Origin of the sequence: Dehalogenimonas formicexedens, assembly GCF_001953175.1 — a bacterium.
Taxonomy (GTDB): Bacteria; Chloroflexota; Dehalococcoidia; order Dehalococcoidales; family Dehalococcoidaceae; genus Dehalogenimonas; species Dehalogenimonas formicexedens.
The window spans coordinates 1,226,141-1,252,444 of sequence record NZ_CP018258.1 but is presented as its reverse complement, the minus strand read 5'-3'; the positions used below and the strand labels follow the sequence as shown (position 1 = coordinate 1,252,444).

The following is a 26,304-nucleotide window of genomic DNA, read 5'->3' as shown; positions in this document are numbered from 1 at the left end:
AGCGGTTACAATGTCTCTTAAGAGCATTTATCCGTTTGGGGAGGCATTTTTGATGATCAAGACAGGAACTGAGGCCCCGGATTTTACCTTGAAAGACCAGGACGGCAACCCGGTCACTCTTTCCAAATATCGCGGCAAAAAAGTTCTTCTTTCCTTCCACCCCCTGGCCTGGACCAACGTTTGCCAGGAGCAAATGCTGTCTCTTGAACGAAACTTTCAGAGACTGGCTGAATTGAATGCCGTGGCATTCGGCATCAGCATCGACACCGTCCCGACCAAGAACGCCCAGCCAAATCAATGGGGATAAAACATACCAGGCTGCTCTCGGATTTCTGGCCCCACGGCGAAGTTTCGCGCAAGTACGGACTGTTTCTCGAATCCGAGGGTTTCGCCAACCGGGCCAACGTGGTCCTGGACGAGCAGGGCAAGGTCATCTTCGCCAAAGAATACAACATCGACCACGCCCCCGATATGGATGAAGTCCTGGCGGCGGTGGCGCGGGGGAAGTAAGTTGTATCGCCGGGCACCTTTGCCTTAAGATTGGCGCTATGTCTGAAATCACCGTCCGCCGCGCCGGTCCCGGAGACTCGGGCGCCGTCATCAGCCTTCTGGTAGCCCTTGCCGAATACGAGCGGTTGACTCCGCCGGACGCGGCGGGCCGGCAGCGGCTAACCGAGGAAATGTCCTCCATAAACCCCCGTTTCGAAGCTTATCTCGCGGAATTTGGCGGGCGCGCCGTCGGTTGTGCCGTAGTGTTCGAGACCTTCGGCAGTTTCCGGGCAAAACCGAAACTTTACATCGAAGATCTCTTTGTCCTACCGGAAGATCGAGGCCGCGGTGCCGGTAAAGCGCTATTCCGGGCAATGGTCGAACTGGCCCGGGATCGGGGCTGCGGCGCGGTGGAATGGACGGCGCTCGATTGGAACACCCCGGCCCATGACTTCTATCGCAGGATGGGCGGCAGAATGCTCGACACCATCAAGGTTTTCCAACTGGAACTTTGAGCCGTCTGTTTCCATGCCCCATAATTTTCGCCGTCTTTATCCCTTTCGTGATTGGCCTATTGACAACCGCTACGTGATGCGTTATATTGAAGGATAGTTGTTCAGTTCGTGTCATTATTACCGCGCCTCGAGCCTAAGTATAGATGACCGCAACTCTCACAACGAGTTTTAAGAGAGGAGGTCATACAATGGCTCAGGACAAGCAGATCCAGTGCACCGATTGCGGCACTACCTTCACCTTCAGCGCTGAGGATCAGGAGTTTTTCCGTTCCAAGGGTTATACCAATGAACCCAAGCGCTGCCCGTCCTGCCGCGCCGCTCGCAAAGCCGAGCGTGGTGGCAGCACCGGAATGGGTGGCGGCAGTTTCGGCGGCGGTCAGAGGGCTCAGATGTACCCGGCCGTGTGCGCAGCCTGTGGTCAGAACACCCAGGTTCCGTTCCAGCCCCGTGGCGACAAGCCCGTCTACTGCAGCGATTGCTTCCGCAAGATCAAACCGCCGACCCGGTAGTTTGAACTAAAAAGCAAAAATCTGAGGCGCCTCGCAAGAGGCGCCTCAGTCATTTCCGGGCTTTATAATTTTATCGGGACGATCCGGTTTTCCAGGTCTTCGTCGCTGTCAACCGACACACGGATATAATTGTCGGTGTAGCCCACCCACCTGCCCTCTTCACGGGCCTCGACCAGGACTTCAAGGAATTGTCCTTTGAATTTCCCCTTGAACCAGGCTTCGCACTGCCGCCCCAGTTTCAGCAGCCGGGCTACCCGGGGTTTAACGGCACTGTGCTCAACCTGGTCGGGCATCGAGGCGGCAAGGGTGCCGGGGCGGGGAGAATACGGAAAAACATGCAGGCGTGAGAAGCCGATCTGCTCAATGAACCTGAAACTGTCTTCGAACTCGGCATCGGTCTCGCCGGGGAACCCGGCGATAATGTCGGTGGTGACCGCCGCTTCCGGCACGATGTCCCGTATAAGTTTAACCGCCGAAAGGTAGCCTGCCGTGTTATATCGCCGTCTCATGCGCCCCAGGACGGCGTCGGAACCGCTCTGCAGAGAAAGATGGAAATGCCGGCACAGGCGCGGGTTATCCCACAGCCTGATAAGTTCCGGAGTCACTTCCTGGGGCTGAAGCGACGAAATCCGGATACGTTCGATCCCCGTCTCCAGGAGGATTCTTTTTAGCAGTCCCGCCAGGTCCAGCCCATCGCAGGCATATTCCCCGATTTCCGTGCCGGTGAGGACTACCTCACGGAAACCCTCGGCCTGCCGCGCTTTGATCTGTTCGACGATGGTTCCCGCGGGAACGCAGCTTTTGAGGGACCTGACCAGTGGGACGACGCAGTAGGAGCACCGGTGATCGCAGCCGTCCTGAATTTTGACCATGGAGCGCGTCCGGCCCGCTTCGGCTTCGAAAGGAACTTCAGAAGGGGCGAATCCAAGGCGTTCAAACTCACTGGCGATGTTATTCTTGGCGTCATTTCCCAGTGTCGCCAGGATTCCGGGCAGTTTTGTTAACGTTTCTGCGTCCCGTTCAACGTAGCAGCCGGTAATGATGACCTTTAACCTGGCATTGGCCTTGATCGCCGAGCGCACGGCTTGCATTGCCTTGCGGTCGGCAACACCGGTGACGGTGCAGGTGTTCAGAAGCAGGACGTCGGCGTTATCGACGGCTTGAACGATACGGTAACCCGCCGCCGCTAAATCGCGGCGCATAACCTCCGATTCGGCCTGGTTCAGCTTGCAGCCGAGGGTCTCTATATATACGGTTACCACGATCACATTATATCAAAAATGATACCCGCGACGCCGGAAGATTGACCTGGCTGCTTGAATCCGTGGTATAATGGCAAATAAAATTATTAAATTGCCGTATCAATTTGAGGTCAAATGGCTAAAATAGACAGCCGCGAAGTTGAAAGAGAAAAGCTGGCCATCCTGAGGGTCCTGGGGAGTTCCTCCGGGTCGCTGGGGAGCCAGGTTATCGCCCGGCGCCTGCGCGATGAATACGGCATCGAACTCTCGGAACGCGCCGTGCGTTACCACCTGGGGCTGCTGGATGAGCAGGGCTTGACCACCAAGGTTTCCCGGCGCAGCGGCCGGAGTGTCACCACGGCTGGCCTCGACGAGCTTTCCAACGCGCTGGTTACCGACAAGGTCGGCTTCGTATCCGACAAGATCGAACTCCTGGCTTACCAGAGCACCTTCGATGCCGGAACCCAGTCCGGGCTTATTCCGGTGAACATCTCCCTGTTCCAGGCCGATCAGTTCAAGGACGCGCTCAAGGCGATGATCCCGGTGTTCAAAGCCGGTATCTGCGTCGCCGAAAAGGTGGCGGTGGCTGAAGCCGGGGGATCGCTTGGCGGGTTGCCGGTGCCTCAGGGTTACGTCGGTTTTGCCACGGTGTGTTCCATCGTGATCAACGGTACGCTGCTCAAGTCAGGCGTGCCAATGGATTCACGTTTCGGCGGCACGCTGCAGTTCCGCCAAAACCGGCCATGGCGGTTCACCGATCTCATCCACTATTCCGGGTCCTCTTTGGACCCCTCGGAGATATTTATCGCCAGCCGGATGACCGCGGTCGGCGAAACCGCCCGCCGCGGGGCAGGCAAGGTTCTGGCTAATTTTCGTGAGGTTCCGGCCATGAGTCTGCCGCTGGTGAGAGACCTTTTTGCCAAGCTGGAGAAAGCCGGCATTCGCGGCCTGGTGGCCATGGGTGAAAGCGGCAAGCCGGTCTGCGAGGTACCCGTCGGGTTGAACAAGGTCGGGCTGGTGCTCAGCGGCGGGTTGAACCCGGTGGCTGCCGCGGCTGAGGCCGGGATCGGCACCCGTAACCGCGCCATGAGCGGCCTGATGGACTTCAACAGCCTGCAAAGTTTCTGGGATGTAGTCAAGAAATAACCAATAACCAAGAGACAAATCCCACACAAATTTTCAAATCCCAATATTCAAATTCCAAAACTGTTTGTTTCTTGAGATTTGATATGGTTATTGTATCTTGGTCATTGTAATTTGGTTTTGATCTCCGCCAGTTTCCGCAGGTGTTCTTTTTCCTCGCTGATGATCTTGCCGATGCTTTCCGAGGCATCGCCCCCGGCAATGTCCTGCAGCTGCTCGTAAAACAGGATGGAATCCTTTTCCGCCCCCATCCCGATCTCGACCGCTTCCTTATCGCTGTCCACCTTGGTCACCAGTTCGCTGGTAGCCAGGTCGTCGTTGAATATGGCGGAATCGACCAGGGCTTTGAAGTAAGCGGCGTATTCCTCATCGCCATACCCTTCGCCGAAGGTTTTTGGGGCGGATGCCAGCATTTTTTGAAAAGCCTGGATATGCTGGTGCTCCATCGCCGCCAGCGCCAGAAACGACTGTCTTACCAGGTCGTTCTGGGAGGATCGGGCCAGGGTGTCGTAAAACGCGGCCCCCCTGCGTTCAACGGCGATGGCGATGTTGTAGAGCTCTGCCGGGGAGAAGGCGATAGTCATGTTTTCTCTCCTTATCGATAACTTTACTTGAGGCGTTTCTCGCAGGCCGCCCAATCGATATTCTTGAAGAAGGCATCGATATAGTCGGCGCGCTTCAGCCCGTAATCGATCATGAAGGCATGTTCCCAGACGTCCATTACCAGGAGGGGATTGCATCCGGCCAGGTGCCCGGATTCGTGGAGATTGATCCAGCAGTTGAATAAGGCGCCGCTAACCGGATCCTGGTAGAGCACCGCCCAGCCGACGCCCCGCAGCGAACCGACAGCCCGGAAATCCTTCTCCCACGCCTCGCGGCTGCCCCAGGCCTCAGCCAGTTTTTTCTCCAGCTTGACCGCGGGCGCCAGCAAACCGTCGCCGCCGAGGTTGCCGAAATACAGCTCGTGCAGTCTCATGCCGTTCCACTCGAAACCGAAGCGGCGCTGCAGTTCGGCGAATTCGGGGGTATCGGACTTGCCCGCTTTGGACAGGGCATCGAGCGTTTCGAAGAGCTTGTTGGTGTTTTTGATGTAACCCTGGTACAGAGTGAAATGGTTGTTAAGCAGAGTCTCGGAAAATCCCGGCATTCCTTTCAGGTGATTGAAATCCGTGGCGGTGTACATCGAGAGTCCTCCCTGATTATCGATCGCAATTGAGGATGCTTGTCCTCGAATCCATTATATAGTATCGAGAACACGGCTCAAACCATCATCACAAAAACATGCGCCGGGGCAGGTTGATAGATTGGGCGCATACCGGTGTTACAATGTCATTAGGGAGGGATGAATTCATGAGAGTAGAGATAGACCGCGACAAATGCATCGGCGCCGGGGACTGCGTTGAGGAAGCCCCGACGGTTTTTGAGCTCGATTCTTTCGGCAAAGCCGTACTCCTCGATCCTAAATCAGTGGATGACGGGAAGTTGTTGGCCGCCGCCCGTTCTTGCCCGGTTGATGCCATCGCCGTTTTCGATGATAATGGTAACCGCCTGTATCCCTGAAATGGCGAAAGGAGAACCAATGGACGAAACTCGAGTCCGGGACGTGATGATTTCCGGGGCAAAAGCCGTGTTTGCCGCCGAGGATGAACCCATGGAAAAGGCTATAAATGAATTTCTCTCCCAGCCCGACGTGCACACTCTTTTCATCGTCGACAGGCACAATAAATACAAGGGCGCCGTAAAACTGCATTACATCCTGAACTGGGTCAAACTTAAATTGGGCATGGAAATTGTCAGCCGCTCGAGCATACGGTCCGTCGATTCGCTCCAGGCTTTCGAAGTGGTGAAGCTGTGCCAGTCCCAGACGATCGGCGATATTCTTTCATCTGGGCCGGAGGTAAACCCGGAGGCGACCCTGGCCCAGGCGCTGCAGATCATGGTCCTCGAACAGGCCACCGAACTCCCGGTGGTAGATAAGGCCGGGGTGTTTTTAGGGGAGATAAAATTGCCTCAGCTTCTTTCAAAGATGCTGGGCGATGCTCTGAAAACCGGTCCGGTTTGCGAGACCGGGACTTAACCCGAAATTATTCCTGCCGGAACTGACCTGCGGCCAGGTCCCTGCCTGTTTCAAAGGCCGCCAAGTTTGTTTTCCGAAGCTTTTCCGGTAAGCCGGCTTCTATGGCAGAGGTGAGAATTCCCGGTTCGATATCCAACCAGCGGGAGGCGTAGCCTAGAAGCACCGTATTGACCATTTTGGGGTTGCCCAGGTTGGCGGCGGCGGCTGTCGCCGGAACCAACCGAATATTGGTCGAAAAAGCCGAAAGCATATCCAGCAGGTCTTGATCAGAAGGGTAGGTCTCGGTCCCGAGGGTTACCGATAACGGCGGCATGGCCAGGTCGTTGACGATGGCCGCGCCGTCAGGCTTCAGGAAATGAGCCCACCGGGCCGCTTCGAGTTTTTCAAAAGCGATAAGCAAATCGGCTTCTCCCGCCGGGATAAGCGGTGAGGCCACCGATCCGGCGTACCTTAAATGGGAGACGACGCTGCCGCCGCGTTGCGCCATGCCCAGCGTATCGGTTTTTTTGACCTCATAACCAGCCCTCAGCGCGGCTTCAGCCAGGAAATTGGAAGCCAGGACTACGCCCTGGCCGCCGACCCCAACGATCAGAATATCCTTGCCGCTCATGAGGAAACCTCTTTTGCCGAGATCGCGCCGCGAGCACAGAGTTGCAGGCAAAGAGTGCAATTCTCCCCCAGGCAGGCGCCGGGGTCGATCGTAATCTTACCGTTTCCGGTTTTCATGATGGCCGAACAGCCGATCAACAGGCAGGCGCCGCAATCGTCGCATTTTTGCGCCGAGAGTTCGAGCGGTTTGGCTTTTTTTCGTGCCAGGGTGGGACATTCGCCCCGGATGATCAGGACTTCGAGGGATTCGGAGGACATCGCTTGTCTCAATGCAGAACGGATTGTTTTCAAATCGAAGGCGTCGATGATGGCAACGTTTTTTACCCCGGCTCCCCGGACCAGGTCTTCGATGACCACCCGGTTGCCTGACTGGCCTTTAACCGATACCCCGCTTCCGGGATGTCCCTGGTGTCCGGTCATCGCCGTGGTGCCGTTGTCCAGGATGATGACGCAGATCTTGGCCTGATTGTAAACCGCGTTTATCAGGCTGTTGATGCCGGAGTGCATGAAGGTGGAATCGCCGATCACCGCCAGCGGTTTTTCGCTGATTCCAGCCTGGGCCATGCCGGCAGCGTGGGATATTCCGGCGCCCATGCAGCCGCAGGTATCGATGACGCCGAGAGGCGGGTAGGCGCCCAGGGTGTAGCAGCCGATGTCTCCGCAGACGGTGAGTTTCGGGGTTCGCTGGGTCTTTCCGGGCAACGTCGAGCGGTGTCCCATGCTGGACAGAGTGAAGAAAAAGCCGGCATGAGGACAGCCGGGGCAAAGCAGGGGCGGCCGTTTGGCCAGGCCTGAGGCGGGCGCCGGCTTCGATTTGGCTCCGGTGATGATGCCGGCTCTGGCGGCTGAGTCGCGGATGACGTCGGGAGAGAACTCACCTGTCCGCGGCAAGAATTCTTTACCGGTCACAGCGATGCCCATGGCTCGAAGCTCGGTTTCGATGAAGCCGTCCAGTTCCTCGATCACCAGCGGTCTCCCGACCTGCCCGGCAAAATCCCGAACGAGTTTTTCCGGCAGGGGGTAAGAAATTCCCAGTTTCAGAAACGAAGCACCCGGGAATACTTCGCGCGCGTACTGGTAGGAGATGCCGTTGGCGACGATGCCCAGGTCGGTCTTTCCAACGATGATTTTGTTGAGACCGGATGTTTCAGCGTAGAGGGAGAGTTGCCGCAGCCTTTCGATGATTTTGGCCCAGCGCATCCTTGCCGCACCGGGCAGCATCACGAGTTTGCCGGGGTCATGACGGAATTCGGGGTTTTGTCCGATAGGGTTTTTTTCTCTTGGAGCGACGATGCTCTTGGAATGGCAGACGCGGGTCGTCGGGCGCAGCAGCACCGGGGTATCGAATTCCTCGCTGATTTGAAATGCCGCGCGGGCAAAATCGTAGGCTTCCTGCGAATCTGAAGGCTCAAGGCAGGGAACTTTGCCCAGCCGGGCGTAATTTCGGGAATCCTGTTCGTTCTGCGACGAATGGATCCCAGGGTCGTCCGCGGAGACAATTACCAGACCGCCTCTGACGCCGGTGGTAGCGGCGGCCATGAAGGCATCGGCTGCCACGTTGAGACCGACGTGTTTCATGCACGCCATGGCGCGGACGCCGGTGTAGCTGGCTCCGGTGGCTACCTCGACCGCGACTGCCTCGTTCGACGACCATTCGCCGTAGATGTCCGGAATCCGGGAGATGGCTTCCATGATCTCGGTCGACGGCGTGCCCGGATAAGCAGCGGCGATCTTTACACCGGCATGGGCTGCGCCTAAAGCGATCGCTTCGTTCCCGGACAGCAAGAGACGTTCCAATTCGGCTCCTTGGCGATAGTGATTCAGGATAAATTACGGGCCGTTCAAAGTCAAACCTGACGTCTTATCCGATAGGAATGGGGTGATTTTGTCTCAAACCCTATTGACGAGAATGTTAAAATGAATGTATAGGAGGGGTTAGTTCTAGCCCGTTTCATCGCGTAAGCTGTGCCGAGATTAAGGCCTTGCGCCTTGGGTCTTTGGCCTGGTAAGAATACTCACTTGGGACCGATGCCAACTGACTTCGCACTTTGCACGCGTCTCAAGTTTTTTATTTTAGATTTGCCAAAAAGACTGCCCTAACCACATAAACATTCCTGAGAAGGGTTTTTCGAGTTGATATATAACGCATCGCAGTTTGTGTTCAAAGCCCCGGAAGCCATTTCACGGGCCAGGCGGGTCCTGATTAAACCCTCGGCTCATTTTGCCGCGGGCTACCCGGTGACCACCAGTAAGGATATTATCGCTCGCATCATCAAGGGCATCCGCTGGATTTCCGATGCGGACATAATCCTTTTGGACGGCACGCCTAACGGGGAACCTATCCGTCCCATTTATCAATCACTCGGATACGATTTTCCAAGGGTGCTGACCCTGGACGTGAAGGATTCCACCTGGGTTGAGGTGGATAACCCTTTACCGAAACCGTTCATCATACCAACGTTCTGGGTGCCCAATATTATCCTGTCCTCGGACTACCTGATATCGGTGTCGCCGCTCAGAGTGAACAAAGGGCAGGGCGAACTTACCATGTCCAACCTCATGTCGCTGCTGCCCATAGCCAAGTACGGCGGCAATAAAGACGGTTGGCGGAACCTGTATGCTCTCGGCTTGGACAAGGTGCTGGCTGACCTTTATTTTACCCTCCCCTTCGATATGAGCATCATCGAGGCGAAGCAAAAATTCATCGTCGGGGATGATCCGGTCCACGGCACCGCGGAAGAAGTGGGAAAGATATTCATGGGCAGGCCCCTTGATGTGGACACGGAGATTTCCGAAACCCTTGGCATCAAGGCTGACTACCTGGAGAATATCAAGCTGGGACGCCAGGAAATCGAAGTCTGACACTCCGTTCGTCATTAGAAGAAAGCCCGGGCAGCTCCCGGGCTTTCTTTTTTAAGCTCCCGCCCGGATTGGAACCATCCTGGTGCTATCCCGGCGCCAATCCTTTCGTTATAATTGTTGCACCGACTTAAAACCGGACGGTGTCGGTAGAAACTTCAACATTACGCTTGCCGACAAGGGGGTTTTTTCAAGGTGCAGGATGAGCAAAGTCTCATAACGCGGGCACAATCCCGCGATCCGGAGGCCTTTGGCCAGTTATATGAGGCCTATTTCGAAAAGATTTACCGGTACGTGGCGATCAAGATCGGCAACCGTACCGAGGCGGAAGATTTGACACAACAGGTATTCGTTAATGCCCTGGAATCGATCTGTTCCTACAAAATGCGGGAAGTTCCCTTCAGCGCCTGGCTCTACCGGATAGCTCACAACCAGGTAGTGGACACTCTCAGGAAAAGATCGCGGCGGCCGACTATGGAACTCGATGAATCCTTGGCGATTCCGGCTGACGGCGACCTGGTCGAAGAAACCGAACTGAAGCTCGAAACTAAAGAACTGGTAGAGGCGGCCAAGAAATTAACGAAATTACAGCAGGAGGTGATTGCCCTGCGTTTCGGCGCCGATATGCCGATAGCCCAGGTGGCGAAGGTCATGGGCAAGAACGAAGGGGCGATCAAAGCCTTGCAGCACAGCGCTGTCGGCGCTCTGCGGCGTATCATGGGTGAATCCAAATGAACAAAGCCAACGAAATAGATCAGATTTTCAGTACCTGCCTGGATGAAGTTCTCACCGGAGAATCTACCGTAGAGGACTGTCTCAAGCGTTATCCGGAGTATGCCGGGGAACTCAGGGATCTCCTCGATACCTCCCTCGATATTTCTAACGCCGCCAGGATCGAGGCGCCCGCGGGCGCCAGAATGCGGATCCGGGTCGCCTTGAACGAGCGCATGGCGGAGATGTCCGGCCGTACCGCGAAATCCAGGCCCTTCTGGCGGATCGGTTGGGCCAACGCCATCGTCACTTTCGTGTTGGGGCTGTCCATGGCGGGCGGCGGCGTGGCTTATGCCGCGTCTTCAGCCATGCCCGGACAGGCTCTTTACCCCTTGAAGCTCGATCTCGAACAGGCGCTGGTGAATGTTACCTTCTCCTCCGAAGCCAAAGTACAGTTGTATACTGCCCTTAATGATCGGCGGGTAAGCGAGATCGTTTACCTTGCCCAAAAAGGTGATTCTCAGGGTATCGCCCAATTGACCAGCCGAATCGAAGGCAACCTTTCGGCGGCAGCGTCCGCTCTCGGGCTTTCCGCCAACGATTATGCCGCCGCCAAGGCTTCTTCAAATTTCCCGAGAACACCGGGCAATACCGTCACGGATACGACCTCACCCGGAGTCACCCCGCCTCCCGGCAGCTCCACGGTAGCCGGAACCGCCGGTCCTCCGGAGGCGAATATCCCGATTTTTGGGACATCGGTAACCGCGCCGCAGAATGGCTCGGCGATCGATTCCGGTATCGTTGTCAGTGCCAATAACCAGATCGCTTCTCTTTCCGGCGCTTTCAACCCCTCCAATTCCCCGGCGGTTCAGCAGGCGCTTGACAGAGCTTTGGCGGCGATTGTGAATGGTTACCAGGCTTTGATCGAAAATCCCTGAACCTTTCTCAGCTTTCATTTTAGATCATACCTTGGGTGTTTCGGTTCTTTGGTGATTGACAGCCTCTGCCTGTCACCTTATACTTCCTGGTGATTGCACGATTGGCCCAAAGCTGTAGGGCCGGTCTCTGCCGGAGGTCCGGATTGAACGACAGGGACAACGAACCATCCAACGTTTTCGAAGGCAAGGCGAGGATGCTCGCCGAGATTGAAGAACTGGCGCGCCGCGAAGCCGAGTCTCTGATCCGTCAGTTGGAAGAACATATTCCCGCCGGCCAAAAAGCTAACGTTGACTGTACCGCCATCGGAGTTCCGGACAGGCCTGATCCCGAAATTAACGCCATCGGAGAACCCGATGCGTCACCGATTCGTCAACCCTGCTTGACCGGGGAACAAGAACAGGAAGGCACCGGCGTCGACATCAAGAATCCGGATGGTTCACCGGATGCAACGATTGAGGCACCCATTGTAGAGGTTGCCGAAGAATTCGCCCCCGGAAACTATCTGTTACAACTGACCCGGTTTACAACCCCGGACGCGATTGCATTTCAGAATGCTTTGAGAAAAATACCCGGAATCATGATTATGACTACGTGCGGGGCAGCATCGGGAATAAAATTACACCTAAAACTGGGCGCGGCCCTGCCCGGGGACTTCTTTTCGAAGATGCCGGGAGTGACGGGCTTGAACCGCAAGAATGACCAGGTATGTGTCTCCGGCCGTTCCCCCTAGTACCGTTCATGCCACCCCTCGTCCACCGCCGCCAGGAATCCCAGCTCGAGGCCGAGCCTGCGATACCAGGGACGCCCGGAGTTTTCCGCGATCAGGCTGATTTCTTTTAATCGCCCGGCTGCCACCGTATTCAGGAATTTGATCCTTTTATCGTCCGTTTCTTTTGCGACCGCTTCCTGCCACAACGCCCGGCCCGCCAGAAAACCCGAAGCCCCCGCCTTGCAGGCTATCTCAACTTCTTTTCGGAATACCTCGAATTCCGCTCCCGCGGACAGGATGACCCATGGTTTGGCGGATGCTTCATCCAATCTGCGGCAGGCTTCAAGCATGGCATCATCGCTGCCTGACGCCGTGTCCGCCGGGAACTCCGCCTTGAGAACGTCTATAGGCAGCGCGGTCATGACCCTGGCTGTCTCGATTACCAGTTCAGTCTTCCTGGAATGGAAATCCGCGGCGGTTTCGGACTCCAGGGGGTACGCTACCGGTTCAACCAGGAATGGTATATCAAAATTGCGGCACTCGATGGCGGTTTTTTCTACTGTCGATAGCTGGGTTGCCGCCAGTCTCCCGGTATCCGGCCGGAAATAGACCAGCATCTTGACCGCTGAGGCCCCCATCCGCTTGATCTTCTCCACTCCCCACCCTTCCAAAATCCGGGTGACTCTGGCGGTGCTCTGCCCCTCGTAGCCGGTGGCTTCGACGCTGACCAGCAGGCCTGTCCCTTTCGGCAACACCGAGCTTGAGATGGCTTGGGCCGCTCCGTAGATAGGGTCCAGCAGCACGGCGCTGGCAAAGGGCGCCAGGGCCCGGCACAGTTCCATTTTGAACTCGACCATCTCGGCGTAACACTCCGGACCGTCAACCCGGCACAAGCCGCGCTCCAGCGAACCGCGGTGGTCGAGCGCCGCCATGGTGAAGATGCCGCCGCTACCCGCTATTTGCTGCAGCCCCCGGATTTTCCCGATACCTAAACTTTCGTTCATACCGTCATTATGCTACTCGGCTTCATGGGACGCAAAAATATTTTTCCATTAGTACGAAAGTCATCTTGTGGAGGTACTTTCAATGAGTTATAGTTCTTTCTTGTAAGTTATGGTAAGGTTGAGAAAGGTAAATCAGCATGGCTCAGAAAAACGGGTCGCCAGTCACTCCGATGCTCACCACGAGCGAAGTGGCGTCGATACTTAACGTCCACATCAATACCGTCCGGCGCTGGAGCAACCAGGGCAACCTCAAGGCTTACCAGCTTGGCCCCCGCGGCGACCGGCGCTTCCGGCGCGAGGATATCGACGAGTTCCTGGCGGTGCACCAGAATCACAACGGCGCCGAAGAAGCGGCTGAAGACAGCAAGGAGATGGCATAAAACATGACCAGAATTATGGTTTGCGATGAACAACCCTTTTTCCGTTCCGGCGTCGCCCAGGCGCTTTCATCCCGGGAGAACCTGGAAGTAGTCGAATGCGATCCCAACGAAGACCCCCTGGGCAAGGTGGAAGCCGCCATGCCCGATATCGTCCTTTTGGGCTCTGACCTGACCGCCGCCAACGGCCTGGAACTGGGCAGGAAGATCGTGCGGTATTACCCCAACATTCGCGTCATCATCCTGTCCCCGGATCCCAACGACACCGAACTCTTCGATGTCATCCGCACCGCAGCCGTGGCCTGCCTCAAGAAGAGCACCACCGCCGGCGAACTCCTGGAGACCATCGACCGCGCCGCCCGCGGCGAATATCCCATCAACGAACTGCTCACCCGTCCCCTCATCGCCCAGCGGGTGTTGAAAAACTTCCAGGAGCTCTCCGAGATGGACGCCGGCCTGGATGTCGTCGCCCCCCTCACCTCCCGCGAGCGCCAGATCCTCATCCACGTCACCGACGGCCATACCAACAAGCAGATCGCCCTGGCCCTGAAGATCTCGGAACAGACGATCAAAAACCACATTTCGGCCATCCTGCGCAAGCTGAACGCCAATGACCGCGCCCACGCCGCCGTGCTGGCTATCCGCCGCGGCTATATCCCCTTGGGCCGTGAAACGGAACAACCGACAAAGGCAAGTTGAACAATATTAGATAGTTAGTATTCATATGATTTATAATTCACGATACACTTCTACTGAATGCGAGGTCAGGCTCCTATGACACCGACCAAGGTTGCCGAAAAGAAGTCCATCGGCGCCCGCTTGTCCGCCTACCTCACCAGCCAGGGCTACGAGGTCACGGAGCAGGCCAAGCTTAAAGGCCGCTCCGGCCTGGAGCATAATTTCGACGTCCTGGCCCGGCGTGACGACGGTTTTGCCCGGCGCACCATCGCCTTCGCGGTGTTGACCGGCCTTGCCGACCAGTCGGCGGCCGAAGCCTCCATCTTCGCTTTCGCCAACAAGACCTATGACTCCGGCATCTCGGAGCGCGCGGTCATCCTGCCCACCGATCTCGCCAAGCAGGCCCAGGAGTTCGCCGACAGCCAGAAGGTCCAGCTTTTCGATGAAGCCTCCCTCCAGGTCCTCTTCAGCCATGCGGAAACGTCCCCCGCCCCCGAAGCCCCCAACCTGGACCGCCCCCTGAAGTTTGTCGATAAGGCCGACCTCATCGAATCGCTCAAGAAGACCGGCTACAAGGTGGATGAGAACGCGCGGCTGACCGGCAAGAGCGGCATCGAGCACACCTTTGACCTGGTCGCCTGCTCACTTGGCAACGGTGCCCAGGAGCACTGCCTCGGCATAGACATCATCAACCACGCCCCGGTGCTGAACCTGGAAGAGATCGCCCTGTTCGACACCAAGGCCTATGACGCCCGGGTCGGCTCCAAGTTCATCGCCACCTCCGCCCACCTGTCCGAGGAAGCCGAGAAATTTGCCGACAGCCAGAAGATCCGCATCATCACCTTTACTCCCAAGGCGGATGAAAAAGTCACGCCGCTCACCACCGTCCCCGTCACCGCCCCGCCCCCCCAGATGGAGATCAAGCCCGCCGAAGGCGGCAAGCTGGGCCGGGAACTGCGCCAGCTGCCCACCCCGGAAGCTTTGAAGATCATCCCGGAGATCATGGCCCGGCGCTACAACGCCATACCGGTGCGCCTCACCGGCAATACCCTGGAAGTGGCCATGGCCAACCCGTCGGACATCCTGGCGCTGGAAGCCCTGACCGCCTACTCCAAGCGGCGCATCAAGGCCCTGCCTGCCGATGAGCGTGAACTCCGTGAGGCAATTGACTTCAACTACAAGGGTTACGGCGAGGTCGACAAGTTCCTGTCCCGCATGTCCATGTCGGCGGACATCTCCGATGAAAAACTGGCCGTGGACGCCGCCGTCGACGCGCCCCTCGCCCAGGCCCTCAACCTCATTATCGAAGAAGCGGTCAAGGCCCGCTCCTCGGACATCCACCTGGAGCCCGATGAAGAGCGCCTCCGCGTCCGCTTCCGCATTGACGGCTCGTTACAGGAAATGATGAGTCTGCCCATCTCGGTGCAGCGGGCCATAATTTCACGCATCAAGATTCTGGCGTCTTTGAACATCGCCGACCATCACCACGCCCAGGACGGCCAGTTCTCGGTCACCGCCGGCGGACGGTCCATCGATATCCGCGTCGCCACCGCCCCCACCGTCCACGGCGAGATGTCGGTCATGCGCCTCCTAGATAAGTCCCGCGGCCTGATGCAGCTGCCCCAGCTCGGCTTCAACAAAGAGTCGATGGCCAAGTATGAGAGCATGCTGCGGGTGCCTTACGGCATGATCCTGATCTCCGGCCCCACCGGCGCCGGCAAGACCACCACCCTTTACGCCTCGCTGGCCACGGTCGATACCAAGACCCGGAACGTCATCACCATCGAGGACCCCGCCGAATACCGCTTCAAGGACATCAACCAGATCCAGGTCAACGTCCAGGCCGGCATCACCTTCGCCTCGGGCCTGCGCTCCATCCTCCGCCTGGATCCGGACGTCATCATGGTCGGCGAAATCCGCGACGCCGAAACCGCCAACATCGGCGTCCAGGCCGCCCTGACCGGCCACCTGATGCTTTCATCCATCCACGCCAACGACACCGTCGGCGTCCTCTTCCGCATGGTAGACCTGGGCGTTGAGCCCTTCCTCATCTCGTCGGCCGTCATCGGCGTCGTCGCCCAGCGCATGGTTCGCCGCGTCTGCCCCTATTGCAACCACCAGGTTGAAGCGCCGGTGGTGGAGCAGCACGCCTATGAGCGTGAGACCGGGGAAAAGCGCGCCAAGTTCAATTACGGCACCGGCTGCAAATCCTGCGCCTACACCGGCTACCTCGGCCGCGTCGGCGTCTATGAGATCATGTACTTCTCTGAAACGCTCAAGCGGATGATGCTCGACGGCGCTAGCGCCGTCGATATGCGCGCCCAGTCCATCCGCGAGGGCATGGTCACTATGATGAAAGACGGCATGCTGAAAGTACGAGAGGGTATAACCACGCCATCGGAAGTACTAAAGAATGCCTATTCACCAGAAGAAAGTTTCTAAAATAACAAAACGTGTCACGATTGGGTGGATTGTATAGAGGGGTATAATTATATAAATAACGGCGTTCCGTTTTGGAGATTAGGCGCTCATAAATTTAGATTGTAAAATTAATTAAGAAATATTCAGCAATAGTTGTTCAACTGGCGGAAACTGATAACTGATAACTGTAAACTGAAAACTGGCAGGATTTATCGATGAATTACGCCTACGTAGCATACACCCAGGATCGCAAATTGGTGCAGGGCAAGATCGCGGCCATGGACCGTGACTCCGCCGCCAAGCTGCTTGTCCATAACGGCTACCAGGTCCTTTCCCTCAAGACCCAGTCCCGCCTGTTTTCGATGCCTGATTCCAGCATGTTCGCCAAAAAGGTGAAACTGCAGGAGATCATCCTCTTTTCCCGCCAGCTTGCCCTCCTCCTGGAGTCCGGCACGGATATCGTGACCTCGCTGGAACTCCTCCAGGAGCAGACCACCAACCCCACCTTCAAAAAGACCCTCGGCGCCGTTGCCAACGACATCCGCGGCGGTTCTTCGCTCTCCGCCGCCATGAGCAAGCACCCCAAGGTCTTTTCGGCTCTCTTCCACCGCGTCCTTTCCGCCGGCGAACAGGGCGGCAACATGGAAGCCGTCCTCCGCAACATGGCGGACTTCCTTTCCCGCATGAACGAGACCCGCAAGAAGTTGAAGAGCGCCATGACCTATCCGGTCGTGGTTGCCGTTGTGGCTGTCGTTGTGGTGTCGATCCTGATGCTTTTCGTCATGCCGACGTTCACTGATCTCTATCGAAACCTGGGCGTTAACCTGCCGACAGCCACCAAGATACTTATTACCCTTACCGATTTCTCAGCCAAATGGGGCATTTACATCCTCGGCGCTCTGGTTTTGACTGTGGTTGGTTTGGTAATGTGGGCCAGGACGCCAAACGGCCGGTACAACATAGATAAGGGTTTGTTGAAGACCCCGGTGATTGGCCGGATCATTCAGCTTTCGGAACTTTCCCGCGCCTGCCAGACCATTGCCCTCCTGTTCCGGGCTGGTCTACCCCTCCCTGAGATCATGGCCCAGGCCCAGAACGCTACTTCGAATAAGATTATCAGCGAAAATTTGGGGCAGGTACAGAAAGAACTCATCCGCGGCGAGGGCCTGTCCGGCCCAATGAAACGGCGCAAGGTTTTCTTACCCATGATGGTCGCCATGGTCGGTGTCGGTGAGGAAACAGGTAAATTGGATGATACCCTGTCCACTGTCGCTCATACCTATGACATGGAAGCTGATGACAAGATTAAATCTGCCGTTGAACTGATTCAACCAGCTATGACCGTCATTATCGGTTTGATAGTTGCCTTTATCGCTGTCGCCCTTGTGGGTTCGATGTACTCGATGTACGGTCAACTGGGCGCTCAATAGGAACTTGAAATGGGATCCGCTGCCGAACGAAACAAAAAGAAAGGGCAAAAAGGCTTCAGCCTTGTTGAAGTCCTGGTAGCTATGGCGATCATGGCGGTTATCGCGGGTGCGGTGTTGTCTGGATTGGCGACCTCCCAAAAAGCGACCCGTCTTACTGATATCCGGACTCAATCAGAAACAATCGCCCGGAGCCAGATCGAGTATCTTAAAGCACATGTTGACACTTGGTACGATGTCTCGGATCCCCCGAACTACGATGCATACATTTTGCCGCCGCCCTCAGGATATACGGTTTCCATTGTGGCGGAGCGCATGGATCCTAAGCAAGATGGCTACACCAACGACGATGAACTTCAACAGATCACCGTAACCGTGTCTCATCGAGGCGAAGTAATCCTCAGTTTGACAGATTTTTTATTTAAGCCATGAAGCGATTTTTAACTCATATCGGGAATGCGCGAAAGGGCTTTACATTGGTGGAGCTTCTAGTAGCAATTTCGATCGCTGTCGTGATTGGAATCGCACTTGCTACCACTGTATTCCAATTGTTCGTGATCAGCGCCAGAAGTGATTCCCAGATGGAAGCCGTTCGTCAGGTGCAGATTGCCGGACGTTGGATTAGTGACGATACCCAGCGGGCTGAGTCCGCACTTCCGGATACTCCCGTTGGTTCCCTGGTCACTTTGAGTTGGAAGGATTTGTCAGGCCACACCACTTATACCGTCGTTTACACAATCGTTAACGGTGACCTGTGGCGTGCTTACTCGGAGAACAACCATCAGGTGAGCAATGTTATCGTCGCCAAATATCTGGATTCCACACAGACAAGTTTCACGCTTGATTCCGTTGGGGTGACATTTATCGCGACGGTAACGGTGGGAGACATTACCCAGTCTCATACATACACCATTTTGTCCAGGCTTTATACTCCTGCTTAAACAGGTGGAGGCTCAAGATGATTGCCGTTAGATGGCCGAAAAAGTTAATACGGGAGGAAAAAGGAGTAACCTTTATCCTCGCTTTAATTGTGTTGGCTGTGGGCAGTCTCATCATGGTTCCGATGCTTAGTTTTATGGCTAGCGGATTGGCGGTTGGGACCAAGTTCGAAAATAAAACCGAAGAATTGTATGCTGCAGATGCGGGGGTCGCTGATGCGGTCTGGCAGATAAAAAACGGTACGGAACGCGTACCGGTCAATCAATTTGAAACTCTCGGGCCTTATTATTTAAACAACGATGATTCATCGTTTAGGGTAAATAATCAGGTTGTGAAAGTTAGTATCCAATTGTGGGATCAGCATGATCGGATTTATAAAGTCGTATCTGAAGCGACAAACCCTAGTGGCAAGAAAACAACGGTCCAAACCTACGTCACGCCTTCAGGATTGCCAATCATTTTCACCGAGAACGCTATAACCAGTCCCGGGAACGTGTCGTTGGGATCGAATGCGACCGTGAACGGTCCTGTCATGTATAACGGATTTATGGATAACAAGGGTACGATAACTGGCGACATTACTAAGAATCCCATCCCAAATTGGCCATACACGCAACCCAATCCAGAAGCACCAGCTTCCTGGGTTCCACCTACCTCAGGTGATCAGGTGGCGTATTTTTATTGGCAGCAAGTGAAAAATCTCAGTCCCCTTTATTATCCTGATAGCAAAATAACCGTCGCTCCCGGGGGCACGATTGGGCCGTTATTCAGGTATGGTGACCTGGAGATTCAAAGCGATACCAAATATCCCACCTATGTGTCTACAGATCCTACGTCCTACACTACTTTGAACGGAACAATTTTTGTAAATGGTGATTTTAAGATAGCGGAAAACGGTCAGAAAAATCCAATCATTAATCTTAACGGGAACACCATTTACGTCAATGGTTCAGTAAGTATTGCTTCAGCCATTAAATTAGTTGGAGCCGGCTGCATCATCGCTAAAGGGGATATCGATTTTTATCCCAATACATCCGCGGCAGGCTTCATTTTTATCATGTCCATCGAGGGCACCACTCAATTGAAGCCAAATGGGGATTTCATGGGTTCAGTGGCAGGTGCGGCTGAAGTTGAACTCCAACCTGGAGCCGAACTCGTTCACCCTAGCACATTTGAGCCTCCTAACGATGTTGTCCCACCATTGAATGTGCCCGATTTTGCCACACTAGGCGGTACCCCTGACATCCGATGGAAGACACTGCTCTGGGAAGTAACTGTAAGTTAGTCGAATCCAACGCCAAAACCTGTTAAGGAGAGTCAATGAAGATCAGCAAAGCTTTTATATCGGTTCTCTTCCTCGGTTTAATCGCAATTGGGGCCGGACTTCTCTACACCATGTACCAAAAAGAGCTTGATCGTCAGTCAACGCTTAATGATACCCTGAATTCAACATCGGCGCTGTTGCCACCAATACAGGCTAACATCACTAAGGCGCAGGCTGATTTAGCAGCTGCTCAGGCCAAAGTTGCTGCAGCTCAAGCTAACCTGCAAGCATACAAAGCTAAATTCCCCACCCCACCGCCCGTGGCAGCCATCCAATCTATAGATTACGGTGAAAAACTATTCATTCTTGCTGCGAACAATACCTTGAATTTGACTGAATTTAGCGCCTCTGGACCGGATAAGGTAACCATTGATAAGATCGCGTACCAAAAAACCGTAATGGTTATCAAAGTATCGGGTGCCATAGAACGTATCAATGATTTTGTAGGCAACCTGGAAACCGGCACCGCCTATCTCACCGCGACGATCGATTCGGTCGATATCACCTTCTATACCGAATTCGACACCGAACTCGGCGCCGTACCGCCGCCGGATGCCACTATCACAATCAGCCTGATGGCGCTGGAAGGATAAACTGATGGCAAAAACTCTTACTACCGTCTACATCGAAGACAACGAGATAGAACTCCTGGTCACCGCCGGCAAGCAGGTTGAAAAATGGGCCATGGCCCCCCTTGATTCCGGCATGGTCAATGAGGGCGTCATCATGCAGGAAGACGCCGTTGCGGAACGCCTGAAGAAACTGGCATCGGACAACGGTGTTGCCGGGCATCAGGTTGTTGCCGCCGTTTCCGGCCAGAACTCGATCTTCAGAATAATCAACATACCGGAAGTGCCCAAGAATATCCTGGATGATGCCATTATGAGTGAGGCCACCCGCGTTATTCCCGTCCCCATGGACCAAGTCTATGTTGCGCGCCAGGAATTACAGACCAAGGTTCCTCACGAGATGCGCTTTTTCCTCGCCGCCCACCCCAAGAACGCCACAGACTCCCTGATGCGCACCCTCACCAAGGCCGGCCTCAAGAGCAAGGTGCTTGACGTCGCCCCGCTGGCCCTGGCTCGCAATGTCAACCGCTCCCGCTGCGTCGTCGTCAACACCTGGCTTTCCACCATCGATATCATCGTCTTGGTTGACCGCGTTCCGGAAGTCATCCGCAGTTTCTCCCTCGGTTCTGAACACCTGACGGACTCGGAGCGCCTCGGTACCATCGCCGAGGAGATCTCCCGCACCGTCGTCTTCTATAATTCATCCCATACGGAAGACCCCCTGGGTGCTGAAGTTCCCATTCTGGTCGCCGGTGAACTTGCCGCTGATAAAGAGCAGTGGTCTGTTCTGGGCGGCACCGACGGCCGGCCGGTGGAGGCTTTGACCACCGAATTTACCGCCCCTGAAGGCTTCGATGCCTCCCGTTTCATGGTCAACCTGGGCATGGCCCAGCGGGACCTACCGAATGAGTTCGGTTCGGTCATCAACCTGAACGCCATTCCGGCTATCTACCTGCCCCGCGGCGTCAACTGGTTCAATATCCTGGCGCCGGCTGTCGGCGTGCTTTTGATCGGCGCGCTGGTTTATGGCTGGACCTACGTCGATAAAGCCAAGAAAGACGCTGATGCCATCCAGCCCCAGATAGACGCCATTACGCTGCAGGTAACCCAGGCTCAGGCTAAACTTGCTGGCATTAAACCTCAAATTGATGCCGCTAACGCCGCCGTTACCCCGGTGCAGACGGAAGCCGCCGCCTATGCCTCCTTCTACCAGGTGCTCCAGGACCAGCGCTCCATGGCTTCAGGGTACGTCCGCAGCGCCTGGCTGGAAAAGAGGAATATTACCCAGATCCAACTGGATTCGATCTCGTGGGACGGCACCAGCGTCGTTATCGTCGGCACCGCCACAACGTCTGAGTCTATCGTCTTTGACTATGCCACGGAACTACGGGACACCTACCGTTTCCAGAACGTCATCGTCACGTCGATAGTCAAAGAACTGACCACCGACACCATGGTCTATGTCTACCACTTCACCCTGACCTGTGTTTAAACTGAAATCCCCTCGCCCGCGTAAAAAGGGCCATTCATTTTTATTCCCTCTCCCTCTGGGAGAGGGCTTGAGAGTGAGGGCGCGCGGGAGAGGGTAGGGTGAGGGCGAGATAGTCTTACCTGATGGTCACGCCTCATTGTTATTAATTGCATTTTTGGAACATTGGACAGATTGGATAATTGGTATTATTGGTGACATTGGTATTATTCTGTAAATGGCCACTGATAACTGACAACTGATAACTGATAACTGATAACTGATAACTATTGACTGTGAACTTCATAAAATGATCGACGTCTTTTCACTCATAACCCAGGCCCGCGACCGAGGCGGTTCAGATCTCCACCTCGTGGTGGACTCCCCGCCGATGGTGCGCACCAAAGGTTCCCTGGAGAAACTGAACACCCCGCCCCTCTCCAGCCAGGACACCGCCGAGGCGCTCAAACAACTGGCCTTGCCCGGCGACCTGGACACTTTCCAGCGGGAACTGGAATTGGATTTCGGCTTCACCATGCCGGGCGTCGGCCGCTTGCGCTGCAACGCCGCCCAGCAGCGCGGCGCCATCAGCTTGGCAATCCGCCTTCTGCCTCCCGTCATCCCCACCATTGACGAACTTGAACTCCCTGATATCTGCAAAGACCTGGTCTCCCGTCCCCGGGGCCTCGTCATCGTCACCGGCCCCACCGGCAGCGGCAAGTCCACCACCCTGGCCGCCATGATCCAGCATCTTAATCATACCGAGGCCAAGCACGTCATTACCATTGAAGATCCAATTGAGTATATCTATCCCTCGATAAAATGCGCCGTCACCCAGCGGCAGCTGGGCACCGATACCAAATCTTTCGCCCAAGCCCTCAAGCACGTCCTGCGACAGAATCCTGACGTTATCCTTGTCGGCGAAATGCGTGACCTGGAGACCGCCGCCGCCGTTTTGACCATCGCCGAGACCGGCCACCTTGTCCTCTCCACCAGCCACGCCCCCAGCGCCCACCAGGCCCTGGAGCGAATCATAGACCTCTTCCCGCCCCATGAGCGTCACCTGGCTTATACCAGGCTTGCCTCGCTTCTTGTCGGCGTCCTGTGCCAGGCACTGGTGCCGCGGCATCCTATTGACGGGCGTATCGCCGCTGTTGAAGTCCTTCTTGCCAACACCGCCGTCCGTAATCTGATCAGGGAAGAAAAGATCTACCAGTTGCCCAATGTCCTCCGCACCAGCCGGGACGAGGGCATGGTCTCCCTCGATGATTCCCTCGTTGATCTCTACCGGAATCAGAAGATATCCCGTGAGACCGTTTTTGACTATTGCGATGATCCGGATGAGGTGGGGAGGTTGCTTGGGGGACGGACCAAAAAACCGGACCAACGCCGCAGACCACCCTCAAGCGGCGGCATGATTTCCTCGTTCCTCTAATCCATGGGGAGTACACTTAGGTTGTGGTTGCAACTTCGCATTAGATTATTTTCTATCTTCAAACGCCCCGATATTCTAATTCTTCTTGGCATTCTGTGCGTTCATTTGTTCGTGAGAATGTGGTATGCCCAGCATTTATTCGCTTGGATCTATGACTATGATGAAGGCGCTTATTCTCTCGGCGGAAGGTTTATCTCGGAAGGATTCTTGCCGTACCGTGATTTTACGCTAGTTCATCCACCTCTTTATGATCTGACACTCGGCTTTATATATAAGATATTCGGGTACGACTTTTTCTTAGGTCGGTATTTTTCAGTACTCCTTTCTGTTCTTTGTATCATTCTGGTTTTCATAATTATTCGCAAGTTGTTTAATTCAACCGCAGCGCTCGTAGGCGCTGCTTTGGTTGCTTTTTTCCCCGGATTTTTTCTTCTTTGGTATAGGGCTGTTCAGGAACCTTTGGGCATTTTCTTTGTTTTATTGAGTCTGTTTTTTGCCATTGATTTTATTCGCGAAAATAAGATTGGGTGGAGAATATTATTAAGTGGCGTGTGTCTGGGATTAGCATTAGCGACTAAGTACACATTCTTGCCTGTTGTCGCCGGTCTGTCACTCGGATTTTTATTCTTATCCATGCGAGGAAGGTGGACTTCACTCAGAGATTGGTTTAGTAGAGAAAACCTTTTATTTGGCGGTGGAGTTGTTTTTGGGTTTTTAGTGGTCACCGGTTATTTTATTGTCTTGTTTCCTGATCAATTCATCTCACAGACTTTATCGGCACAGGTGGGATATCGTCTTAATTTCGTGATGCCCGATTTGTTACATTTTTTCAACTTCTTTCAACTTCCTCTTTGGAGCCAGAAAATTACCTCCATTTGCGTTATCCTTGTCATCGCAGTGGCATTTTTCGCCTATTTCAGGAGGAAAGTATCCCGCGCCAATTCTTTTATATTTATCGCCCTGTTCGTTTCCCTTGTTTTGAGTTCCACCTTCAATAGGTTTGGCGAACTAAGGTATTTCGTGAGTCCATTTTTAATGACAATCATCATGATTGCCGCTTTTGTTCCTGAGTTAGATGCCAAAACGATTGTTCAGCCGATTGAACGGCTATCCATACACAAATTGAGTTCTTTCGCCTTTGGTTTGGCTGTTCTTATTTTTGGGGTTGCCAGCCTTCTCATTCTCCAGAGATATGATTATAGTTACACCGGTCCCGAGGGGATAACTTTTGAAAAAACTGCGTATGATCAAGTAAACAGATATCTTGAAGGACATCCTGACAAAACAGTTTATTCAATGAGCCCGATTATTCCGGCACTATCCTCAAAGATAGACACTACTCTACAATTCGACACGTTTGCGTTTCTGGAAATCTTCGGAGAAGATCCAGAGGCGCTTATTTTAAGAGAGCAAAGCCTGGGAGTTGATTATTTCATCGTTGATCCGCTTTACCTTCTCGGATTCCAAAAGCCTCAATTTGGCGTTTTGGCTGCTGATCTCGATGCACGTGGAAAATTGATCGCATCTTTTGTTCCCGCCGGCTTAAAAATTCTTTCAGTTAACGTCTACGAAGATTATTCAACTTTTCCGCGCTAAGTGGCTCATAATTACCCTCACTATTGGTGAACAGTCTGAATATTGTGTATACCATCACGCATATCGGCAGTTTCCAGATATAGGGTACGGGCGCTAAAAAGGCGAAAATGGCGAGTTGGGCTAGTACAAATCCTGGTATGATCCATTTTGAGATTGAGGTTGATACCGATTTTACATTTGTAAAATAATTAACAAGATCCCAAAGTGAAACCGCTACCGCCATGCAGATTGCCCCAACTGTGGGATAAAAATAGAAAACATAACTGGTTCGGTCTGTTATGAGACTGATCGGTATCCATAAAATAAACGTGCCGGTGAACCATGCGGCGATGAACTTAGCGGCCTTATCGCCCTTGATTGATTTATAGACCATATACCCTATTGAAGGGACTATTGCTATCCAAATTGGGGGGCTAATCATCGCAAGGTAATGCGGATCTGCCCAGTAGGTAATTATCTTAAGGTTAATTATCCAGTCCCAGGGCCTGCTCAAGATTGGGTCATGGATTGTGGCGAAGGTTGAGACGCTGTTCAGATCAAGCATCGTCATGGTTTCTATGACCGGGTTGACGAATTTGCCCCAGATGATGAAGTCGAGGGGAACCAGAAGCGAGAGATATAGCATCGGTACTGCAGCTATAGCTGGAACGAAATGCTGCCAACGATTCCTGTTGGTAAGCAGCCAATGCAACGCTATAACCGGGATCGCCAGGATACCGGTGAATTTGGTTAAGGCTGATAGAGCGATCAATGCCCCGCTTGTGAAACACCTATTCTTCAGATACGCCAGGAACGCAGCCAGCATAAAAGTTACACTGAAGACATCAAGCATGGAGATGCTGGATTGAACGAAACTGAGATTTTCGAAAGCTAAAAGGAACGCCGCCAGCCAGGCCAGTCTGTTCGGTAGTTTCAACTCGAGGCAAATATAGAACAGCAGAACAATTCCACCAGCCCCAAAAATTATTGGGAAAAGCCGCCAACCTAAGCTGTTATCCCCAAAGATAAAAATTCCGGATGTGATTAATAGCTTACCTAGAGGTGGTTGCTGAGGAAACGACGTGCCTAGGCCGTTTATGATATTTGTGCCAGCGTCGGCTGCATACCATTGTTCGTCGAAAATATACTCTTGAGGTTGATTGATTACAGAAAAATGGAGTATCAGGACAGCCAAAACGAGAAGCGCCAGCCAAAAGTGATGCTGGCGCTTTAATTTATCTACGAAGGATCGCGTTTTACCGATTAGAGATCCAACCACGGCCTAA

29 protein-coding genes are annotated in these 26,304 nt (G+C 54.3%); 22 read left to right on the top strand and 7 right to left on the bottom strand.

Features of this window, described 5'->3' with window-relative positions; translation table 11 throughout:
* Nucleotides 1-52: 52 nt before the first annotated feature.
* The 4 genes from Dform_RS11750 (at nt 53) to Dform_RS06550 (ending at nt 1,513) form a co-directional block, all read left to right on the top strand.
* Complete coding sequence (locus Dform_RS11750; protein WP_335583009.1) at nt 53-307, top strand: redoxin domain-containing protein; 255 nt, start codon at nt 53-55, stop codon at nt 305-307.
* Entirely contained in the window at nt 298-510 is a 213-nt protein-coding gene (locus tag Dform_RS11745) for a thioredoxin domain-containing protein (RefSeq protein WP_335583008.1), read from the top strand. The genes Dform_RS11750 and Dform_RS11745 overlap by 10 nt, the downstream gene beginning before the upstream one ends.
* Nucleotides 511-548: 38 nt before the next feature.
* A complete protein-coding gene (locus Dform_RS06555; protein WP_076004310.1) occupies nt 549-1,004 on the top strand; it encodes a GNAT family N-acetyltransferase in 456 nt (151 codons plus the stop codon).
* Between the two features lie 188 nt (nt 1,005-1,192).
* Complete coding sequence (locus Dform_RS06550) at nt 1,193-1,513, top strand: CxxC-x17-CxxC domain-containing protein (RefSeq protein WP_076004309.1); 321 nt, start codon at nt 1,193-1,195, stop codon at nt 1,511-1,513.
* A gap of 62 nt (nt 1,514-1,575) precedes the next feature.
* Here Dform_RS06550 and mtaB read toward each other — a convergent pair whose 3' ends face one another.
* The gene (gene mtaB / locus Dform_RS06545) at nt 1,576-2,775 is read right to left on the bottom strand and encodes a tRNA (N(6)-L-threonylcarbamoyladenosine(37)-C(2))-methylthiotransferase MtaB (protein ID WP_076005091.1); all 1,200 of its coding nucleotides are present in this window, start codon (nt 2,773-2,775) and stop codon (nt 1,576-1,578) included.
* A 114-nt stretch (nt 2,776-2,889) separates the two neighbouring features.
* Here mtaB and Dform_RS06540 point away from each other — a divergent pair, with 114 nt between their 5' ends.
* Nucleotides 2,890-3,900, top strand: a complete 1,011-nt coding sequence (locus tag Dform_RS06540; protein WP_076004308.1) for a DUF128 domain-containing protein — start codon at nt 2,890-2,892, stop codon at nt 3,898-3,900.
* A gap of 101 nt (nt 3,901-4,001) precedes the next feature.
* On the opposite strand, the gene Dform_RS06535 is transcribed toward Dform_RS06540, so the two are convergent.
* Together Dform_RS06535 and Dform_RS06530 are read right to left on the bottom strand one after the other, a co-directional pair.
* Nucleotides 4,002-4,481, bottom strand: a complete 480-nt coding sequence (locus tag Dform_RS06535) for a ferritin-like domain-containing protein (protein WP_076004307.1) — start codon at nt 4,479-4,481, stop codon at nt 4,002-4,004.
* A gap of 23 nt (nt 4,482-4,504) precedes the next feature.
* On the bottom strand, nt 4,505-5,080 hold the full coding sequence (locus Dform_RS06530; RefSeq protein WP_076004306.1) for a superoxide dismutase: 576 nt from the start codon (nt 5,078-5,080) through the stop codon (nt 4,505-4,507).
* Between the two features lie 167 nt (nt 5,081-5,247).
* Between Dform_RS06530 and Dform_RS06525 the strand changes: the two genes are divergently transcribed.
* Entirely contained in the window at nt 5,248-5,457 is a 210-nt protein-coding gene (locus Dform_RS06525) for a ferredoxin (RefSeq protein ID WP_076004305.1), read from the top strand.
* Nucleotides 5,458-5,476: 19 nt separating this feature from the next.
* Complete coding sequence (locus Dform_RS06520) at nt 5,477-5,974, top strand: CBS domain-containing protein (RefSeq protein ID WP_076004304.1); 498 nt, start codon at nt 5,477-5,479, stop codon at nt 5,972-5,974.
* Between the two features lie 7 nt (nt 5,975-5,981).
* Here the strand turns inward: Dform_RS06520 and Dform_RS06515 are convergent, their stop codons facing one another.
* The gene (locus Dform_RS06515) at nt 5,982-6,584 is read right to left on the bottom strand and encodes an indolepyruvate oxidoreductase subunit beta (RefSeq protein WP_076004303.1); all 603 of its coding nucleotides are present in this window, start codon (nt 6,582-6,584) and stop codon (nt 5,982-5,984) included.
* Complete coding sequence (gene iorA / locus Dform_RS06510) at nt 6,581-8,380, bottom strand: indolepyruvate ferredoxin oxidoreductase subunit alpha (RefSeq protein WP_076004302.1); 1,800 nt, start codon at nt 8,378-8,380, stop codon at nt 6,581-6,583. The genes Dform_RS06515 and iorA overlap by 4 nt, the downstream gene beginning before the upstream one ends.
* 336 nt (nt 8,381-8,716) lie before the next feature.
* Here iorA and Dform_RS06505 point away from each other — a divergent pair, with 336 nt between their 5' ends.
* From Dform_RS06505 to Dform_RS06490, 4 genes are all read left to right on the top strand, one after another.
* Nucleotides 8,717-9,445, top strand: a complete 729-nt coding sequence (locus Dform_RS06505; RefSeq protein WP_076004301.1) for a DUF362 domain-containing protein — start codon at nt 8,717-8,719, stop codon at nt 9,443-9,445.
* Nucleotides 9,446-9,637: 192 nt separating this feature from the next.
* Nucleotides 9,638-10,177 carry a sigma-70 family RNA polymerase sigma factor gene (locus Dform_RS06500; RefSeq protein ID WP_076004300.1) on the top strand — a complete coding sequence of 180 codons (540 nt, stop codon included), beginning with the start codon at nt 9,638-9,640 and terminating at the stop codon, nt 10,175-10,177.
* Nucleotides 10,174-11,091, top strand: a complete 918-nt coding sequence (locus Dform_RS06495) for a DUF5667 domain-containing protein (RefSeq protein ID WP_076004299.1) — start codon at nt 10,174-10,176, stop codon at nt 11,089-11,091. Before Dform_RS06500 ends, Dform_RS06495 begins: the two co-directional genes overlap by 4 nt.
* 143 nt (nt 11,092-11,234) lie before the next feature.
* Nucleotides 11,235-11,822: a hypothetical protein gene (locus tag Dform_RS06490; RefSeq protein ID WP_076004298.1), complete on the top strand. Its 588-nt coding sequence runs from the start codon at nt 11,235-11,237 to the stop codon at nt 11,820-11,822.
* Here the strand turns inward: Dform_RS06490 and Dform_RS06485 are convergent.
* Nucleotides 11,819-12,805 carry a tagatose 1,6-diphosphate aldolase gene (locus tag Dform_RS06485; protein WP_076004297.1) on the bottom strand — a complete coding sequence of 329 codons (987 nt, stop codon included), beginning with the start codon at nt 12,803-12,805 and terminating at the stop codon, nt 11,819-11,821. The genes Dform_RS06490 and Dform_RS06485 overlap by 4 nt on opposite strands.
* Before the next feature lie 137 nt (nt 12,806-12,942).
* Here Dform_RS06485 and Dform_RS06480 point away from each other — a divergent pair, with 137 nt between their 5' ends.
* The 11 genes from Dform_RS06480 (at nt 12,943) to Dform_RS06430 (ending at nt 25,039) form a co-directional block, all read left to right on the top strand.
* A complete protein-coding gene (locus Dform_RS06480; protein WP_076004296.1) occupies nt 12,943-13,185 on the top strand; it encodes a helix-turn-helix domain-containing protein in 243 nt (80 codons plus the stop codon).
* Nucleotides 13,186-13,188: 3 nt separating this feature from the next.
* On the top strand, nt 13,189-13,881 hold the full coding sequence (locus Dform_RS06475) for a LuxR C-terminal-related transcriptional regulator (RefSeq protein ID WP_076004295.1): 693 nt from the start codon (nt 13,189-13,191) through the stop codon (nt 13,879-13,881).
* Between the two features lie 75 nt (nt 13,882-13,956).
* Nucleotides 13,957-16,302 carry a GspE/PulE family protein gene (locus Dform_RS06470; RefSeq protein WP_076004294.1) on the top strand — a complete coding sequence of 782 codons (2,346 nt, stop codon included), beginning with the start codon at nt 13,957-13,959 and terminating at the stop codon, nt 16,300-16,302.
* A 194-nt stretch (nt 16,303-16,496) separates the two neighbouring features.
* Nucleotides 16,497-17,711, top strand: a complete 1,215-nt coding sequence (locus Dform_RS06465; protein WP_076004293.1) for a type II secretion system F family protein — start codon at nt 16,497-16,499, stop codon at nt 17,709-17,711.
* A 9-nt stretch (nt 17,712-17,720) separates the two neighbouring features.
* A complete protein-coding gene (locus Dform_RS06460; RefSeq protein WP_076004292.1) occupies nt 17,721-18,140 on the top strand; it encodes a type IV pilus modification PilV family protein in 420 nt (139 codons plus the stop codon).
* Nucleotides 18,137-18,649 carry a PulJ/GspJ family protein gene (locus tag Dform_RS06455; RefSeq protein ID WP_076004291.1) on the top strand — a complete coding sequence of 171 codons (513 nt, stop codon included), beginning with the start codon at nt 18,137-18,139 and terminating at the stop codon, nt 18,647-18,649. The genes Dform_RS06460 and Dform_RS06455 overlap by 4 nt, the downstream gene beginning before the upstream one ends.
* Before the next feature lie 17 nt (nt 18,650-18,666).
* Entirely contained in the window at nt 18,667-19,932 is a 1,266-nt protein-coding gene (locus tag Dform_RS06450) for a hypothetical protein (protein ID WP_076004290.1), read from the top strand.
* Between the two features lie 35 nt (nt 19,933-19,967).
* On the top strand, nt 19,968-20,564 hold the full coding sequence (locus Dform_RS06445; protein ID WP_076004289.1) for a hypothetical protein: 597 nt from the start codon (nt 19,968-19,970) through the stop codon (nt 20,562-20,564).
* A gap of 4 nt (nt 20,565-20,568) precedes the next feature.
* On the top strand, nt 20,569-22,032 hold the full coding sequence (gene pilM, locus Dform_RS06440) for a pilus assembly protein PilM (protein ID WP_076004288.1): 1,464 nt from the start codon (nt 20,569-20,571) through the stop codon (nt 22,030-22,032).
* Between the two features lie 289 nt (nt 22,033-22,321).
* Entirely contained in the window at nt 22,322-23,443 is a 1,122-nt protein-coding gene (locus Dform_RS06435; RefSeq protein WP_083635487.1) for a type IV pilus twitching motility protein PilT, read from the top strand.
* A 117-nt stretch (nt 23,444-23,560) separates the two neighbouring features.
* The gene (locus tag Dform_RS06430; protein WP_158513477.1) at nt 23,561-25,039 is read left to right on the top strand and encodes an ArnT family glycosyltransferase; all 1,479 of its coding nucleotides are present in this window, start codon (nt 23,561-23,563) and stop codon (nt 25,037-25,039) included.
* On the opposite strand, the gene Dform_RS06425 is transcribed toward Dform_RS06430, so the two are convergent.
* The gene (locus Dform_RS06425) at nt 25,002-26,297 is read right to left on the bottom strand and encodes a glycosyltransferase family 39 protein (protein ID WP_076004285.1); all 1,296 of its coding nucleotides are present in this window, start codon (nt 26,295-26,297) and stop codon (nt 25,002-25,004) included. The genes Dform_RS06430 and Dform_RS06425 overlap by 38 nt on opposite strands.
* Nucleotides 26,298-26,304 lie beyond the last annotated feature (7 nt).